This is a genomic window from Bradyrhizobium sp. SZCCHNRI20481, assembly GCF_032485055.1.
In the GTDB taxonomy this organism is placed as follows: domain Bacteria; phylum Pseudomonadota; class Alphaproteobacteria; order Rhizobiales; family Xanthobacteraceae; genus Bradyrhizobium.
In genome coordinates this window covers 197,578-212,309 of the sequence record NZ_JAUEUE010000014.1, presented here as the reverse complement: position 1 = coordinate 212,309, position 14,732 = coordinate 197,578, and the positions used below count along the sequence as shown (strand labels likewise).

Sequence of the window (14,732 nt, the reverse complement as noted above, 5' to 3'; positions counted from 1 at the left end):
ATCATCGGCGCCCGCCGCGATTCCGTACTGCGCTCACTGCTCGGCAGCGTCTCGGCGAAGGTCGCCGCGGAGGCGGGCTGCACCGTCACGGTGGTGCGCACACGCCACGTGGTGCGCGAGGCGGATGAGGAGGATGACGACGCGCCGGCGAAGGTCGTGTCGGGGACGTGAGACGTTAGAGTTGAGATTGAAGTCCGGGTCCGATTGCGCGACCGCGCCTCTCACCTGAACGGTCGCAGCTTCATGTGCCGGTTGGCGTCCTTGTAGAGCAGATAGCGGAAGCGGCCGGGGCCGCCGGCGTAGCAGGCCTGCGGGCAGAAGGCGCGCAGCCACATGAAGTCGCCGGCCTCGACCTCGACCCAGTCGCGGTTGAGCTTGTAGACCGCCTTGCCCTCGAGCACATAGAGGCCGTGCTCCATCACATGCGTCTCCAGGAACGGGATCACGGCGCCGGGCTCGAAGGTGACGATGTTGACGTGCATGTCGTGGCGGACGTCGAGCGGATCGACGAAGCGCGTGGTGGCCCAGCGGCCCTGCGTCTCCGGCATCGCGGCAGGGGCGATCGTCGCCTCGTTGGTGACGAAAGCCTCGGGCACGGGGATGCCGGGAACGGCCTCATAGGCCTTGCGGATCCAGTGGAAGGTCGCGGGCGCCGGGCTGTCGTTGCGCAGCGTCCATTTGCAGGCCGGCGGCAGGAAGGCGTAGCCGCCATGGCCCAGGGGATGCTCTTTGCCGGCGATGGTGAGCAGGATCTCGCCGCCGACCACGAACAGCACGCCCTCGGCGTCGGGATCGGGCTCGGGCTGGGAGCTGCCGCCGCCGGGCGAGACCTCGACGATGTATTGCGAGAACGTCTCCGAGAAGCCCGACAGGGGGCGCGCGATCACCCAGGTCCGCGTCTTGTCCCAGAACGGCAGCGCCGAGGTGACGATGTCGCGCATCACGCCCTTGGGAATGACCGCGTAGGCTTCAGTGAACACGGCGCGCCCGGTGAGCAGGTCGGTCTGCGGCGGGTGGCCGCCCTGCGGCACGAAGTAGTTCGGCTTGTCCATCGTCGTCTCTCCTGCGCACGGATCAGCCTGCGCGCGCCACCATTCAGGGGATGCTTAGAAACAGCGGCTGCTCGAGCCACAGCTCCTCGAGATTGTCGGGGCTGATGCGGTCGATCACCACGAAGCGCGAGCCCTCATCGAACACCAGCAGCGGATGGTGCCAGACGTTGCGGGCGTAATTGACGCCCTGGCGTCCGCTGGCCGTGAAGGCATGGTAGCTCGCGGGATCACGCGGGTCGTCGCAGACCAGCACCAGCCAGGGCCGGTCCTGCAGCGGCATGAACAGCTGGCTGCCGAGCGGATGCCGCTCCATCAGCTTGATCTCGATCGGCTGCGGCCGCGGCTTGGCCTCGAACAGGCTGATGTTCACGTCTGCGCCGCCCGACGTCACGTCGATCGCGGCGAGGCCGTTGCAGCGGCGGGCGAAGCCCTGGTTGATCTCGATGGGTTGGGCGCCGTCGGTCTCGACGACGTCGCCGAAATCAGCAAAGGCCGCCTTGGTCAGCGGCTGCGGCGTGAGCGTGTGCATCCCGCCCCGCGTGCCTCAGATCGCTTCGCCGCGCGCCGACGCGGCGGCGCTGCGGATCGCGGAGATGTTGCTGCGGTAGGCCTCCGTCGTGCCGCCCTTGAACACCGCAGATCCTGCGACGAAGGCGTTGGCACCGGCCGCGGCCAGCGCGCCGGCATTGTCGCGGCCGACGCCGCCATCGACCTCGATATCGATCGGCCGGCCCGCGGTCATCGCGCGCAGATCCTGGATCTTGCCGATCGCGGAAGGGATGAAGGCCTGGCCGCCGAAGCCGGGATTGACCGACATGATCAGCACGAGGTCGACGAGGTCGAGCACGTATTCGATCACGCTGAGCGGGGTCGAGGGATTGAGCGAGACGCCGGCCTTCTTGCCGAGCGCACGGATCGCCTGCAGTGAGCGATGCAAGTGCGGACCGGCCTCCGCATGCACCGTGATGTGGTCGCAGCCGGCCTTGGCGAAGGCTTCGAGATAGGGATCGCACGGCGTGATCATCAGATGCGCGTCGAAGATCTTGGTCGTGTGGGGGCGCAGCGCCTTGATGACGTCGGGCCCGTAGGAGATGTTCGGCACGAAGTGACCGTCCATGACGTCGAGATGGATCCAGTCGGCGCCGGCGGCATCGACGGCGCGCACCTCCTCGCCGAGCTTGGAGAAATCCGACGCCAGGATCGACGGCGCAATGACGAGCGGGCGCGGCGTGAAGGACTGTGTCATGGGCGGCTGTTCCAGTGCGATCGGGATTGTCGCCGTATCATGCGGGCGCGGTTGCGGCAACGCGAGCGGGAAAAATCTGCCGAGCGCGGCATGACCTGCCGGGTTTGGGCATCCGCAACATCTCGAAATATCCGGACATATCAGCGGTTTGGCGCTGGCACGGGGATTGCGACGGAGAGATCCGACGTTGTTTCGCCGCGCATTGCGGCCACCTCGGAGTTTCGCCATGTGGTTTGCATTGGGGGCCGCCTCATCGGCCCTGGAAGCCCTGCAGTCGCTTGGGTCGACGAAGTCCGGTTCCGGCAAATCGGGCAATGCCGGCGGCGGCGTGTTCAGTCTGAACGGCGGCAGCTCGAGCAGCTCCGGCAATTTCAGCCCGTGGTCGAGCTCCGGCAGCAGCAGTTCGGGGCAGATCGCGCCGGAGACGATGAACGCGCTGCTCGCAGCGCAGAGCCAGTCCGGCACGTCGGGTGCGAACGCCTCGACCAGCCCGCTGCAGGACCTGTTCTCGCAGATCGACGGCGACGGTGACGGCAAGATCACAAAGTCCGAATTCGAGACCGCGCTCGGCGCCGGCGGCACCAACCTCGCCAATGCCGACAAGGTGTTCGGCAAGCTCGACAGCAACAGCGACGGCAATGTCAGCATGGACGAACTGACATCGGCGCTGCAGGGCGCGCGCGGCCGCCGTGGTCATCATCATCGTGCTGGAGCCGGGGAGGCTGGCAGCTCCGGCAATTCGTCAGGGGCAGGGGCGGACGCGCTGATGCAGGCAATGTCGGGCGCGTCGAGCTCCTCGTCGACCAACAGCGACGGCTCGACGACGACCACCATCACCTATGCCGACGGCTCCAAGGTGACGCTGACGACGCCGGCGGCCACCACCGCGTCGAACGCCGCCACGTCGTCCTACAATCTGATCGAGAAGCTGATCCAGCGGCAGTCGAAGATGCTGTCGGCCTCGACGTCCTCCACGACCGCGGTGAGCGCCTAGGCTCAGCCGCCGAAGCGGCCTTGCCAGGACGGCAGCGCGCCGGCGAACGGCAGCGGTCGCGCGTGATAGACGCCGCGTGCGATCGCGCGGGCCAGCACATTGGCCGCGACCATGCCGAGCTCGCTCAGCTCGACCAGCGGCTCGATCGGCTTGGCGCAAGTCGCCGCCGCGAACACGATGTCGCCGTCGAGCGGCAGATGCACCGGATAGATCGCGCGCGCCATGCCGGTCTGCGCCATCATCGCGAGCCGCTTGGCCTGCGCCTTGGTCAAGACGGCGTCGGTCACGATGAGGCTGATGGTCGTGTTCTCGGAGGCTGACGCCGCCGGGCCGCCCTTGATGCGCATCGCCAGCATATCCGGCGTGAACGCGGCCGGCAGACCGCGGCCGCCGAACTCGCCGTCGACCTCGTACGGCGCCGCCCAGAACCACGGGCCGTCGCCGACCGTGACGCTGCCGACGGCATTGACCACCGCGATGGCAGCGACCTTGATCCCACCTGTCGTCGTCGCCGCCGCCGAGCCGAGCCCGCCCTGCAGGTTGGCCGTGGTGGCCCCGAGCCCGGCACCGACGCTGCCGAGCGCGAAGCTGGTATCGGCGGCCGCTGCGGCCGCATAGCCGAGCTCGCGATAGGGCGCGTAGCGGCCCCAGGCCTTGTTGCCGCCGTTCAAGAGGTCGAACACGATCGCGCCGGGGACGATCGGGATCAGCGCGTCGCGCACGGCAAAGCCGCGGCCCTGTTCCGCCAGCCAGGCCTGGATGCCGCTCGCGGCCTCCAGCCCGAACGCCGAGCCGCCGGACAGGGCGATGCCGTCGACCCGCTCCACCGTATTCGCAGGATCGAGCAGCGCATCCTCGCGCACGCCGGGTCCGCCGCCCCGGATGTCGATCGCGGCCACCGCCGGCTGATCGAACAGGATCGCGGTCACGCCGGACGCGAGCGCTGCGTCCTGGGCATGGCCCACGCGTACGCCCGCGATGTCGGTGAGGAGGTTTTGCACGGTCGCCCTCGCGGCAGGTGATGATGCTGGATGGATAGCGCGGCTGGCGCGAGGGCTCAATGCAACACCCGGGCTACGGCCTCACGCCTCCAGCGCAATGCGGATCATGCGGGCCAGTTCCGGCTTGCGGTAAGGCTTGGGCAGCAGCAGCACGCCGGCGTCGAGTCGGCCGTGGTGCACGATCGCGTTCTCGGTGTAGCCCGAGGTGAACAACGTCCGCAGCGCCGGCCGCCGCACCCGTGCGGCGTCGGCGAGCTGGCGGCCGTTCATGGCGCCGGGCATGATGACGTCGGTGAACAGCAGGTCGATCTCTGGATGGCGCTCCAGCACGTCGAGCGCCTCGACGGCATTGGCTGCAGCCAGCGTGGTGTAGCCGAGGCTGCCGACCTGGGCGATCACGTGCTGGCGTACCAGCAGATCATCCTCCACGACCAGGATCGTCTCATTGCCGCCGCGCGCGTCCGGCGCCTGCAAGCCCGCGCTGGTCGCCGGAGCGGACGCCGAGCGCGGCAGATACAGCTTGATCGAGGTGCCGTGGCCGACCTCGCTGTAGATCTGGATGTGGCCGCCCGACTGCTTGACGAAGCCGAATACCATGCTGAGGCCGAGCCCCGTGCCCTTGCCGGTGCCCTTGGTCGAGAAGAACGGATCGAACACCTTCTCGAGATAGGCCGGCGGAATGCCACAGCCGGTGTCGCTGACGGCGATCATCACGTAGTCACCGACGATGACCTCGCTATGGGCGTCGGCATAGTCTTGGTCGAGCGTGACGTTCGCGGTCTCCAGCATGAGCTTGCCGCCTTGCGGCATTGCATCACGCGCATTGAGCGCGAGATTGATGACCGCGGTGGCGAGCTGGTTCGGATCGGCGAGCGCGGTGCAGGGATCGGCGCCGAGGATGCGCTCGATCTCGATCTGCGCGCGAGCGTCGGCCGCAGCAAGGCTGCGGTCTCGTTCAACAGCGCATTGATGTCGAGATCGGTCGGCTGCAGCGGCTGCTTGCGGGCGAAGGCTAGCAACTGCCGCGTGAGCTGCGCGCCGCGGTCGGCGGAGTCGTCGATCAGCTTGGCGACGGAGGCGAGCTCCGGCCGGTCGGACACGGCGTCGGCAAGAATGCCGATGCTGCCGGTGATGACGGTGAGGATGTTGTTGAAGTCGTGGGCGACGCCGCCGGTGAGCTGCCCGACCGCCTCCATCTTCTGCGCCTGGCGGAATTGTGCCTCGGCGGCGCGCTTCTCGGTGAGGTCGCGGCCGACGAAGAAGTGGCGCTGCACCGGGTCCGACCAGCTCGCCATCCAGTTCAGGACGACGCCGCGGCCTTCCTTGTGCAACAGCTGCGCCTCGAAATTGTGGACGTCGCGGCCGCGGCGGCAGGCGCGCATCTGGCTACGGACCGCCTCGAGCTCGGGCGGATAGACGAAGTCGCTGGCATTGCGGCCGACCATCTCCTCCGGCCGGTAGCCGAGCACGTCCACCGCGCTCGGGCTGACCTGCATCAATTGTCCGTAGGAGTTGGCAACCAGGATCAGGTCCTGCGAGGTCTCGAAGATGCGGCGGCGCTCCTCGGTCTCACGGGTCAGGGCGGTTCGGGTGCGCTTGCTCTCGGTGATGTCGCGCGCCACCTTCGAGGCGCCGATGACCACACCATGCGCGTCGAGGATCGGCGACACGCCGAGCGATACTTCGATCTCGCGGCCGTCCTTGTGGCGGCGGATCGTCTCGTGATGCTCGATCTTCTCGCCGCCGCCGATCCGGCTCAGGATGCGATCGACCTCGCTGCGCCGTTCGGCGGGCACGATCAGGCCGATGTCGTTGCCAAGCGCCTCGTCTGCGCCGTATCCGAACAGGTGTTCGGCGGCGCGATTCCAGGACGTGATCTTGCCCTGCAGCGTCAGCGTGATGATGGCGTCGTTGGAGGATTCCACGACGGCGCTGAACAGTCGCTCGCGCGCGATGAAGCGTGCCCGCTCGCTTTCGCTCTGCCGGCGCTGCTGCTGCAGCAGCCGCGTGAGCCTCGCCTGCAGGCTGACATTGTCGGCGAGCAGGACGCCGAGTACGAAGCTCGCGGCCAGCAAGCCATAGATGCGGCCCGTGTAGTAGCCGAGGTCGAACCGGGCGGCGTTGAGCAACGAGGAGAGCGAGAGGTCGAACAGCCAGGCGCACAGCACCACCATGACCCAGAGGTCGAGAATGCTGTGCGGCCTGCGCAGCGCCAGGACGAGCAGGGCAGCCGATGTCACGCACCAGATGGCGCCGACCACGACTTTCAAAGCCGGCGTGGCAGCGTCATCGCGGACGAGCGCGGGCAGCGCCGTATCATGGGCGATCACCGCCCAGGTGAGCGCCGCAAGTGCAATCGCCACGCCGAGCACGGCGACCGATAGCGACAGCGCAACCGACCCAACGGGCGTCGGACGGCGACGGTCGTCCAGCGCATAGGCCAGAACGAACAGGGGGAACGCGCCGTGCCAGATCATGTAGATCCAGACTGCGGTCTGCGGACCTGCATCGAGCAGGCCGGTCTGAGAATACAGGCCTGGGAACACCAGCGTGTGCAGTAGCGAGGCCGGCGCGGTGAACAGGTAACCCGAGGCCAACCACAGCAGCGGTCGCGAACGCAGCAGCACGAACTGCGAGAACAGCAGGAACGCGGTGATGAGATCGTTCAGCGCCAGCGCCGACTGGTAGCTCGCGACGAACGCAGGCACCGCCGGCAACTCCACCTTGGCAAAGGGAGCGGCGGCGGCAAACAGCAAGGTCGAGATCGCAACCGCAGCGAGTGCTGCGATCTGGTCTCGGCGCGTCGCGGTGGACGTCGACAGCAGGACTTCGCGGTGATCCTCGATGCTCTGCATCTCCGGGAATCCTGCGCAACGGGAGCCAACATGCAAAAAAGGGAGTCGGTGACTGACGCGCGAAAAGTTTCTATATTCTAATAAAGGTTGTATGGTACCAGATCGCGACGTTCTGTAGAATGAGTCGATAGTTAAAGTAACTGCACCTTTACCCCAATGGGATAAATATACCGGTAGTTGTGTTCGATTTCCTTCTAGGTTGTAGGTTGTCCAACGGAAAATTCTGGAGAAGTTGATGCCACGGATTCTGGTGGTCGACGATCAGAAGGATGTGCGCGCCATGATCTGTATGGTGCTGCGCGTCAATCAGTTCGACGTGGTCGAAGCGGGAACCGCTGCGTCCGGACTGCAGTTGTTCCGCGACCAGGCGTTCGATGCCGTCATCGTCGACATCTATCTCGATGATTCCAACGGGCTCGATCTGGTCAGCAGTATGCGCGCGCTGGTTCCCGACGTGCCGGTGGTCGCAGTCTCCGGCATGACCGCCTTTGATGGCGCGTCGATGTCGGACGAGCTGACCCGTGTCGTTTACCTGCAGAAACCGTTCCGCCCGGCCGAACTGATGCGTGCCGTCGAAACGGCCCGTGCGGCAGTGGCGGCGAAGGGAGCCCCATCGCTTTCGGCCTGTGCCGGCTGAGCCGGCCTGTTACTTACTCTCCGTACGACTGTCCTGCAGGCGCTTCAACGACGAACCAAGCTCTCAGCAGAACGCCCCGGTCCAGGACCGGGGCGTTTGCATTTTGCTGATGATGATCGAAGCGGATCAGGAGTTCTATCAGGAGCCCTTGCCGCCGAGCTCGGCGTAGCCGCCCTTGGCGTCCCACTTGTAGACGACGTAGTCGATCTGCTTGATGTCGCCCTTGGCGTCGAAGCCGAGCTTGCCGAGAACGGTGTCCCACTCGCCGGCCTTGATGGTGTCCATCACCTTCTTGGCGTCAGTGGTGTTGGCCTTCTTCACCGCCTGCGACCAGACCTGGATCGCGGCGTAGGTGTAGAGCGTGTAGCCCTCGGGATCGATGTTCTTGGCCTTGAACTTGTCCACGATCGCCTTCGCGGTCGGCTTGTTGCGCGGCTCGGGGCCGAAGGTGAACAGCGTGCCTTCCGCGGCCGGGCCGGTGATCGAGGCGAACTCCTTATCGTTCATCGCGTCGCCCGCCATCAGGATGGTCTTGAGACCCTGGTCGCGCATCTGGCGCAGGATGAGGCCGGCTTCCTGATGATAGCCGCCGACATAGACGAGATCGATGTTGTCACGCTTCAGGCGGGAGACGATCGCGTTGAAGTCCTTGTCGCCCTTGTTGTAGGACTCGAACATCTTCTCGGTGACGCCGGCCTTGTTGAGCGCCTTCTTGGTCTCGTCGGCGAGACCCTTGCCGTAGGTGGTCTTGTCGTTGAGGATCGCGATGTTCTTGCCCTTGAAGTTCTTCGCGATGTAGTTGGCGGCGACGAGACCCTGCTGGTCGTCGCGGCCGCAGACGCGCGCCACGTTCCACAGCTTGCGCTCGGTGAACAGCGGGTTGGTCGACGCGGGCGTGATCTGCAGGACGTTGCTGTCGGCATAGGCCTCGGAGGCCGGGATCGACGACGACGAGCAGAAATGGCCGGCGACGAACGGAATGCCGGAGCCGGCGAGCTTTTCGGCAACCGAACGCGCCTGCTTCGGATCGCAGGCATCGTCACCCACCTGCAGTGCGAGCTTTTTGCCGAGCACGCCGCCGGCAGCATTGAGGTCGGCTACCGCCATCTCGGCGCCGTTCTGCATTTGGCGGCCGAAGGCCGATTCACTGCCGGTCATGGGGCCGGCCACGGCGATGTTGATGTCTTCGGCGAAAGCAGCGGTCGAGAGCGCCAGCGATGCGCCCAGAGCCAAGCCGATGAGTTTGAGTGGTTTCATGAGAAATCCTCGCGGGGGGTAGGTCGACACGGAACGGCCCGAACGGCGGGCCGCAGACCGCGCGCATTGTGGCTGATTTTACGGCGAAGTCACCGGCAATTTTCGACGACACCTACGAAGGACTAATGTCATTTCGGCCGGATTTTGAGGGCTCCGCCTCAGTGGCGGCCGCCCTCCAGATAGGCAGCGCGGATCTCCGGCCGCTGCAGCAGCTCGGTGCCGGTGCCCGACAGCGTAATCAGGCCGTTGACCAGCACGTAGCCGCGATGGGCGAGCTTCAGCGCGTGATTGGCGTTCTGCTCGACGATCAGCACGGTCAGACCGTCTTGGCGGTTGAGTGTCCGAATGGCGTCGAAAATCTGGCGTGCGATCAGCGGCGCCAGGCCGAGCGAGGGCTCGTCCAGCAGCAGCAGCCGCGGCCGGCTCATCAGCGCGCGCCCGATCGCCAGCATCTGCTGCTCGCCGCCGGACAGCGTGCCGCCGCGCTGGTCGATGCGCTCCTTCAGGCGCGGGAACAGCGCGAAGACGCGCTCCAGCATGCTGGCCCGCTCCGCGTCGGTCGTCTCGCCGGCGTCGGCGCCCATCTGCAGGTTTTCCGCGACGCTCATGCGCGGAAAGATGCGGCGTCCCTCCGGCGACTGCGCGATGCGCAGCTGCGCGATCTGATGCGTCGGCACCTGTGTGATGTCGTTGCCGTCGTAGACGATGTTGCCGGAGCTCGCGCGCGGCCGCCCGAAGATCGACATCATCAGGGTCGACTTGCCGGCGCCGTTGGCGCCGATCAGCGCGACGATCTCGCCGGGCTTGATGTCGAGATCGACGCCCTTGAGCGCTTCGATCTTGCCGTAGGAGGCACGCAGGCTGCGGATTGCGAGGAGGGACGCGCTCACGCCTCGGCCTCCATCACGGCTGCGGCCTCTTCCTCGTCGGTGCCGAGATAGGCCGCGATGACCTTGGGATCATCCCTGATCTCGCGCGGCGTGCCTTCCGCGATCTTGACGCCGTAGTCCATCACGACGATCCGGTCGGAGATTTCCATCACGACGCTCATGTCGTGCTCGATCAGCAGGATCGACGTGGCGTGATCGGCTCGGATCGACAGCAGCAGCTCGCTGAGGGCCGCACTCTCGCGCGCGTTGAGGCCGGCGGCCGGTTCGTCGAGGCAGAGCAGGGCCGGCGAGGTGCACATCGCGCGCGCGATCTCCAGCCGGCGCTGGTCGCCATAGGCGAGATTGCCGGCCGCGTCGTCGGCGCGGTCGATCAGCCCGACGCGCTTCAGCCAGAACACGGCCGCATCGATCGCGTTCCGCTCGGCCGCGCGCCACGAGGGCACGCCGAGCAGCCCGAGCACCGTCATGCCGGACGCGCGCATCAGCGCGTTGTGCTGCGCGACCATCAGGTTCTCGAGCGCCGTCATGCCCGGAAACAGCCGGATGTTCTGGAACGTCCGCGCCACCTTGGCCTGCTTGGAGATGTTGAAGTCCTTCAGCTTCTGCATCTCGAACTGCGCGCCGTCATCATGGGTCAGGCGGATGACGCCGGAGGTCGGCTTGTAGAAGCCGGTGATGCAGTTGAACACGGTGGTCTTGCCGGCGCCGTTGGGGCCGATCAGGGCCGTGATCTGCGTGCGTTGCGCGGTGAACGACAGCGCATTGACGGCGACGATGCCGCCGAAGCGCATGGTGAGGTTTTCAAGTGCGAGAATGGGAGCGGAGCTCATCCGTGGCCTTCCTTGACGAGGTCCGAAGAGATGCTCTTGGATTTTTCCAGGAATACGGTTGGCGCGCGATGGCCGACAATGCCGCGCGGCCGCCAGATCATCACGAGCACCATGGCGAGACCGAACACCAGCATGCGGTAGCCCTCGAGGCTTCTGAACAGCTCGAAGCCGCCGATCATGGCGAGCGCCGCCAGCGCCACGCCGAGCTGCGACCCCATGCCGCCGAGCACGACGATGGCGAGTACCAGCGCCGATTCCTGGAAGGTGAAGGATTCCGGGCTGATGAAGCCCTGGCGCGTGGCGAAGAAGGCGCCGGCGAAACCGCCGAACATCGCGCCGGTCGCAAATGCGGTCAGCTTGGTGGTGGTGATGTTGATGCCGAGCGCGCGGCAGGCGACCTCGTCCTCGCGCAGCGCTTCCCAGGCCCGGCCGATCGGCAGCCGGCGCAGCCGGATGGTGACCCAGTTGGTCAAGAGTGCCAGCGCCAGGATCAGATAGAACAGAAAAACGATGCGATGCGTCGGCGAGAACGGGATGCCGAGCATCGATGCAAGGCCGCCTTCGCCCGGTGTGAGCGGAATGCCGAACAACGTCGGTCGCGGAATCCCGGAGACGCCGTTGGGACCGCCGGTCACGTCCTGCCAGTTGATGAGAACGAGGCGGATGATCTCGCCAAAGGCCAGGGTGACGATGGCGAGGTAGTCACCGCGCAGCCGCAGCACCGGAAAGCCGAGCAGCACGCCCCAGAATGCGGCGAGAATACCGGCGAGCGGCAGGCAGATCCAGAACGACAGGCCGAAGGTGGTCGAGAGCAGGCCGTAGGAATAGGCGCCAACCGCGTAGAACGCGACGTAGCCGAGGTCGAGCAGGCCGGCGAGACCGACCACGACGTTGAGGCCCCAGCCCAGCATGACGTAGGTGAGGACCAGGATGCCGAGGTCGAGAATATAGCGCTGATTGTAGAAGATCACCGGCACCAGGAAGGTGAAGATCAGCAGCGCCGGCGCGAGATAGCGGCCGGCTACCGACATGCCGCTCTGCACGGACGGCGGCACGAAGCTGCCGAGGCCGCCGCGCGGTCCGAGCCACAGCCGCAGCAGCTCGACCGCGATCGAGCCGACGAACACCGCCGCAACCAGGCTGGCGAGGTCGCCGAAGCGGGTCCAGTATACGAGCTGGCCGCTCTGGCCCGCTTCGGTGCGGACGCCGACCATCAGGGAGAACAGACCGAGAGCGACCAGCGCACTGAGAAAGGCCTTCTTGAGGATGAAGGCGGCTCCGACCGGTTCGGAGCCTTTCGACGAGGCGGGAAGGGACGCGCTCACGCGGACTCCATCTTCAGACTTTTTCGACTTCGGGCCGGCCGAGCAGGCCGGTTGGCAGGAAGATCAGCACGACGATGAGGATCGAGAATGCCGCGACGTCCTTGTACTCCACCGAGAAATAGGCCGACCAGAACGTCTCGATCAGTCCGATCGCGAGGCCGCCGAGCATCGCGCCCGGCAGCGAGCCGATGCCGCCGAGCACCGCCGCCGTGAACGCCTTGATGCCGGCGACGAAGCCCATGAAGAAGTCGACCAGGCCGTAATACAGCAGGTACATCATGCCGGCGACGGCAGCGAGCGCCGCGCCGATCACGAAGGTCATCGAGATGGTGCGGTCGACGTCGACGCCGAGCAGTGCCGCCATGGTCTGATCCTGCTCGCAGGCGCGCATGTCGCGGCCGAGCCGCGTGCGGGATACCAGCCAGGTGAACAGCGCGAGCAGAACGATGGTGGTGATGACCACCACGATCTGAATGTTGGAGAGCTGGACGACGAAGCCGCCCGCACCCTCGTGCAGGGTATAGCCGCCGGTGATGATCGGCGGCACCGGCTTGACGCGCGCGCCCTGCGACACCTGCGAATAGTTGGTGAGCACGAACGACATGCCGATGGCGGACAGCATCGGCGCCAGGCGGAACGAGTGCCGCAGCGGGCGATAGGCGATGCGTTCGACGGTCCAGCCATAGAGCGCCGTGATGGCCATCGAGACCAGCAGCACGATCAGCAGAATGACCGGAACCGCAGTCAGGCCCAGCGATACCAGGACCAGGAACGAGATCAGCGCGATGAAGCCGCCGATCATGAAGATGTCGCCATGGGCGAAATTGATCATGCCGACGATGCCATAGACCATGGTGTAGCCGATGGCGATCAGGCCGTAGATCGAGCCAAGGACGAGGCCATTGATGAGCTGTTGCGCGAAATAATCCATGAACTGCCGTGAGTGAGACTGCCGATACCGGTTCGCAACGCGGCGGGGGCCTTGCAGAGCAGGTGCTGGTATGCCTGGAGATCGCACCCGCGCCCAAGGCGACGCGTGGGCCAGTACTAACAGCTAGGAACCGGGTGCCGCAACAGCGTGCAGTGCCACAATTGCGGGCTTATCCCGCCTCCTTTGACGGCGCGGTTCCCGTGCCTTTCTCGGGTCCGGCCATCGCCATCAAATGACCACCGCGGAACGCAGCACCTACCGCCGAAGGAGGTGCTCTCGCACTGGTTGCGCGCGGTAGCGAAGCGAGAACCCCATGAGCAGGCTGGCGGACGAGAACCAGGGGCACCAAAGTCCGGCCGGGAGACCGAACCGGCAAGATGAGGGACACGGAGGGGCAGCCCGCGTCCCGGCCAGCAATACCAGGACCCGCGTCTGCAGGACCGCTCGTTGGCGTGGACACTGGAGGATTCGCTTTCAGCTCGGATTCTCTCGCCGCCGCTCGGGCTAGCCGCTGAGGCCAATGATGGCGAAGGAGGCGCGAGCGACGAGGGCCGCGACCTTGGACGTCGAGCGCATCGAGCTGATCTTGTCGCTGGCGCCGCTCATATGCCGCTACCGCTGTCTTCCGTCGAACCAGGCACTTTTGCCATCAGCTTCGACTGGAGCCTGACCAAGGCGTCGCGCAGCCGCGTCGCCTCATCGTACCGGGTTTCCCGAGCCACCATGCCGGAAAACGGATCTTTCACCATGGTCTCGGCGGCCTGGGCAAGACGGCGCATCGGCGTCGCCACCCATTTCGCGGCGAAATTGAGCAGCACCAGGATCGAGAACACGCCACCGGCAACGTTGAACCAAAACGAGCGCACAAGCTGGCGGGTCGGCAGCATCGCGGCAACGGCGTCCTGCCGGATCAGAAGGGACCAGCCGAAGCTCGGCAGATCGGCGTACTTCACGGTGGGGAACGTGACGGTGAAATAGTCCTTGCCGTCGGGCCATCGCTCGATGAGCGCGACCGGGGCCCCGCGGCTTGCGGCCTGCGCCGAGCCGATCGTCAGTTGCTTGCCGACGAGATCCGGCGGGCCGAACAGCACGATGCTCTCGCGCGACAGCAACACCAGATCGATGTCGCGCGACGCCAGCGCCGCGACGGATTCGATCACCCATTTCCAATCGATTTGGGCCCCGATGACACCGGCGGGGGCGCCGTCGTGCATCAGCGGAGCCGACATGGCGATCAAGCGGTCCGGTCCCGAAGCGGCCTGCAACATCCGGCCCAGGGTCTCTGGTTCGCGATCATCGACCGCCGTCGGCACCCCGAGTCCATGCCGGAACCAGCGCAGGTCGGCGACGCTTTGTCCTTCCAGCATCCGGTCCTTGCTCGCGATGACCTTGCCGCCGGGGTCGGCGATGCCGAGCCAGGCATAGCGCGGCTGGAACTGGCTCACGAACTGGATCTGTCGGCGCGCCTCGGCGACGTCGGCGGGGTCGATGATCGCGGCGAGCCGCGACACGTCGATCCACGTGCCGTACATCTGTCGCGCCAGCAGGTTTGCGCTGAGCTCACCGCGCGTCCTCAGCTGCTCGATCGCGAGCTCCTCGCCGCGCCGCTGCAGCGACGCCGAATAGAGGATGGCAACGGCCAGCGCCGTCACGACGATCAGTGTCGTGCCGCCGAGGAACACCGCTGTCTGTAAGCTCCACCGTCGCCTCGTCA

Annotated in this window: 13 protein-coding genes and 1 pseudogene; 3 read left to right on the top strand and 11 right to left on the bottom strand. The window is 66.1% G+C overall.

Going from position 1 to position 14,732, the window contains the following annotated elements; translation table 11 throughout:
• A partial coding sequence (locus tag QX132_RS23405) for a universal stress protein (protein WP_410052884.1) occupies positions 1-171 on the top strand: 171 nt, incomplete at its 5' end.
• 50 nt (positions 172-221) lie between these two features.
• Here the strand turns inward: QX132_RS23405 and QX132_RS23400 are convergent.
• From QX132_RS23400 to rpe, 3 genes are read right to left on the bottom strand one after another with little or no spacing between them, the layout of a single operon-like run.
• The gene (locus QX132_RS23400) at positions 222-1,052 is read right to left on the bottom strand and encodes a bifunctional allantoicase/(S)-ureidoglycine aminohydrolase (RefSeq protein WP_315779801.1); all 831 of its coding nucleotides are present in this window, start codon (positions 1,050-1,052) and stop codon (positions 222-224) included.
• A 43-nt stretch (positions 1,053-1,095) separates the two neighbouring features.
• The gene (locus tag QX132_RS23395; protein WP_315779803.1) at positions 1,096-1,581 is read right to left on the bottom strand and encodes an ureidoglycolate lyase; all 486 of its coding nucleotides are present in this window, start codon (positions 1,579-1,581) and stop codon (positions 1,096-1,098) included.
• A gap of 15 nt (positions 1,582-1,596) precedes the next feature.
• Positions 1,597-2,298, bottom strand: coding sequence for a ribulose-phosphate 3-epimerase (rpe, locus tag QX132_RS23390; RefSeq protein ID WP_315737402.1), 702 nt, complete (start codon positions 2,296-2,298; stop codon positions 1,597-1,599).
• Positions 2,299-2,524: 226 nt separating this feature from the next.
• Between rpe and QX132_RS23385 the strand changes: the two genes are divergently transcribed.
• A complete protein-coding gene (locus QX132_RS23385) occupies positions 2,525-3,292 on the top strand; it encodes an EF-hand domain-containing protein (protein ID WP_315759228.1) in 768 nt (255 codons plus the stop codon).
• Positions 3,293-3,294: 2 nt separating this feature from the next.
• Here QX132_RS23385 and QX132_RS23380 read toward each other — a convergent pair whose 3' ends face one another.
• The gene (locus QX132_RS23380; protein WP_315798274.1) at positions 3,295-4,293 is read right to left on the bottom strand and encodes a P1 family peptidase; all 999 of its coding nucleotides are present in this window, start codon (positions 4,291-4,293) and stop codon (positions 3,295-3,297) included.
• Positions 4,294-4,374: 81 nt separating this feature from the next.
• Positions 4,375-7,148 (bottom strand): annotated as a pseudogene (locus QX132_RS23375) (PAS domain S-box protein).
• A 235-nt stretch (positions 7,149-7,383) separates the two neighbouring features.
• Between QX132_RS23375 and QX132_RS23370 the strand changes: the two are divergent.
• The gene (locus tag QX132_RS23370) at positions 7,384-7,785 is read left to right on the top strand and encodes a response regulator (protein ID WP_315750016.1); all 402 of its coding nucleotides are present in this window, start codon (positions 7,384-7,386) and stop codon (positions 7,783-7,785) included.
• Positions 7,786-7,923: 138 nt separating this feature from the next.
• On the opposite strand, the gene QX132_RS23365 is transcribed toward QX132_RS23370, so the two are convergent.
• The 6 genes from QX132_RS23365 to QX132_RS23340 all read right to left on the bottom strand — a co-directional run bounded on the left by QX132_RS23365 (position 7,924) and on the right by QX132_RS23340 (position 14,700).
• Entirely contained in the window at positions 7,924-9,042 is a 1,119-nt protein-coding gene (locus tag QX132_RS23365; protein WP_315737407.1) for a branched-chain amino acid ABC transporter substrate-binding protein, read from the bottom strand.
• A gap of 158 nt (positions 9,043-9,200) precedes the next feature.
• Positions 9,201-9,932, bottom strand: a complete 732-nt coding sequence (locus QX132_RS23360) for an ABC transporter ATP-binding protein (RefSeq protein WP_315737408.1) — start codon at positions 9,930-9,932, stop codon at positions 9,201-9,203.
• A complete protein-coding gene (locus tag QX132_RS23355; RefSeq protein ID WP_315737409.1) occupies positions 9,929-10,762 on the bottom strand; it encodes an ABC transporter ATP-binding protein in 834 nt (277 codons plus the stop codon). Before QX132_RS23355 ends, QX132_RS23360 begins: the two co-directional genes overlap by 4 nt.
• The gene (gene livM / locus QX132_RS23350) at positions 10,759-12,087 is read right to left on the bottom strand and encodes a high-affinity branched-chain amino acid ABC transporter permease LivM (RefSeq protein ID WP_315811578.1); all 1,329 of its coding nucleotides are present in this window, start codon (positions 12,085-12,087) and stop codon (positions 10,759-10,761) included. The genes QX132_RS23355 and livM overlap by 4 nt, the downstream gene beginning before the upstream one ends.
• 13 nt (positions 12,088-12,100) lie before the next feature.
• Positions 12,101-13,018, bottom strand: coding sequence for an ABC transporter permease subunit (locus QX132_RS23345; RefSeq protein WP_315737411.1), 918 nt, complete (start codon positions 13,016-13,018; stop codon positions 12,101-12,103).
• Positions 13,019-13,620: 602 nt separating this feature from the next.
• On the bottom strand, positions 13,621-14,700 hold the full coding sequence (locus QX132_RS23340) for a hypothetical protein (protein WP_315737412.1): 1,080 nt from the start codon (positions 14,698-14,700) through the stop codon (positions 13,621-13,623).
• Positions 14,701-14,732 lie beyond the last annotated feature (32 nt).

Excerpts from the sequence above, each read along its gene's own strand:
- QX132_RS23400 (WP_315779801.1), bottom strand. The coding sequence starts at position 1,052 with ATGGACAAGCCGAACTACTTCGTGCCGCAGGGCGGCCACCCGCCGCAG.
- QX132_RS23395 (WP_315779803.1), bottom strand. The coding sequence starts at position 1,581 with ATGCACACGCTCACGCCGCAGCCGCTGACCAAGGCGGCCTTTGCTGAT.
- rpe (WP_315737402.1), bottom strand. The coding sequence starts at position 2,298 with ATGACACAGTCCTTCACGCCGCGCCCGCTCGTCATTGCGCCGTCGATC.
- QX132_RS23385 (WP_315759228.1), top strand. The coding sequence starts at position 2,525 with ATGTGGTTTGCATTGGGGGCCGCCTCATCGGCCCTGGAAGCCCTGCAG.
- QX132_RS23370 (WP_315750016.1), top strand. The coding sequence starts at position 7,384 with ATGCCACGGATTCTGGTGGTCGACGATCAGAAGGATGTGCGCGCCATG.
- QX132_RS23365 (WP_315737407.1), bottom strand. The coding sequence starts at position 9,042 with ATGAAACCACTCAAACTCATCGGCTTGGCTCTGGGCGCATCGCTGGCG.
- QX132_RS23355 (WP_315737409.1), bottom strand. The coding sequence starts at position 10,762 with ATGAGCTCCGCTCCCATTCTCGCACTTGAAAACCTCACCATGCGCTTC.
- QX132_RS23345 (WP_315737411.1), bottom strand. The coding sequence starts at position 13,018 with ATGGATTATTTCGCGCAACAGCTCATCAATGGCCTCGTCCTTGGCTCG.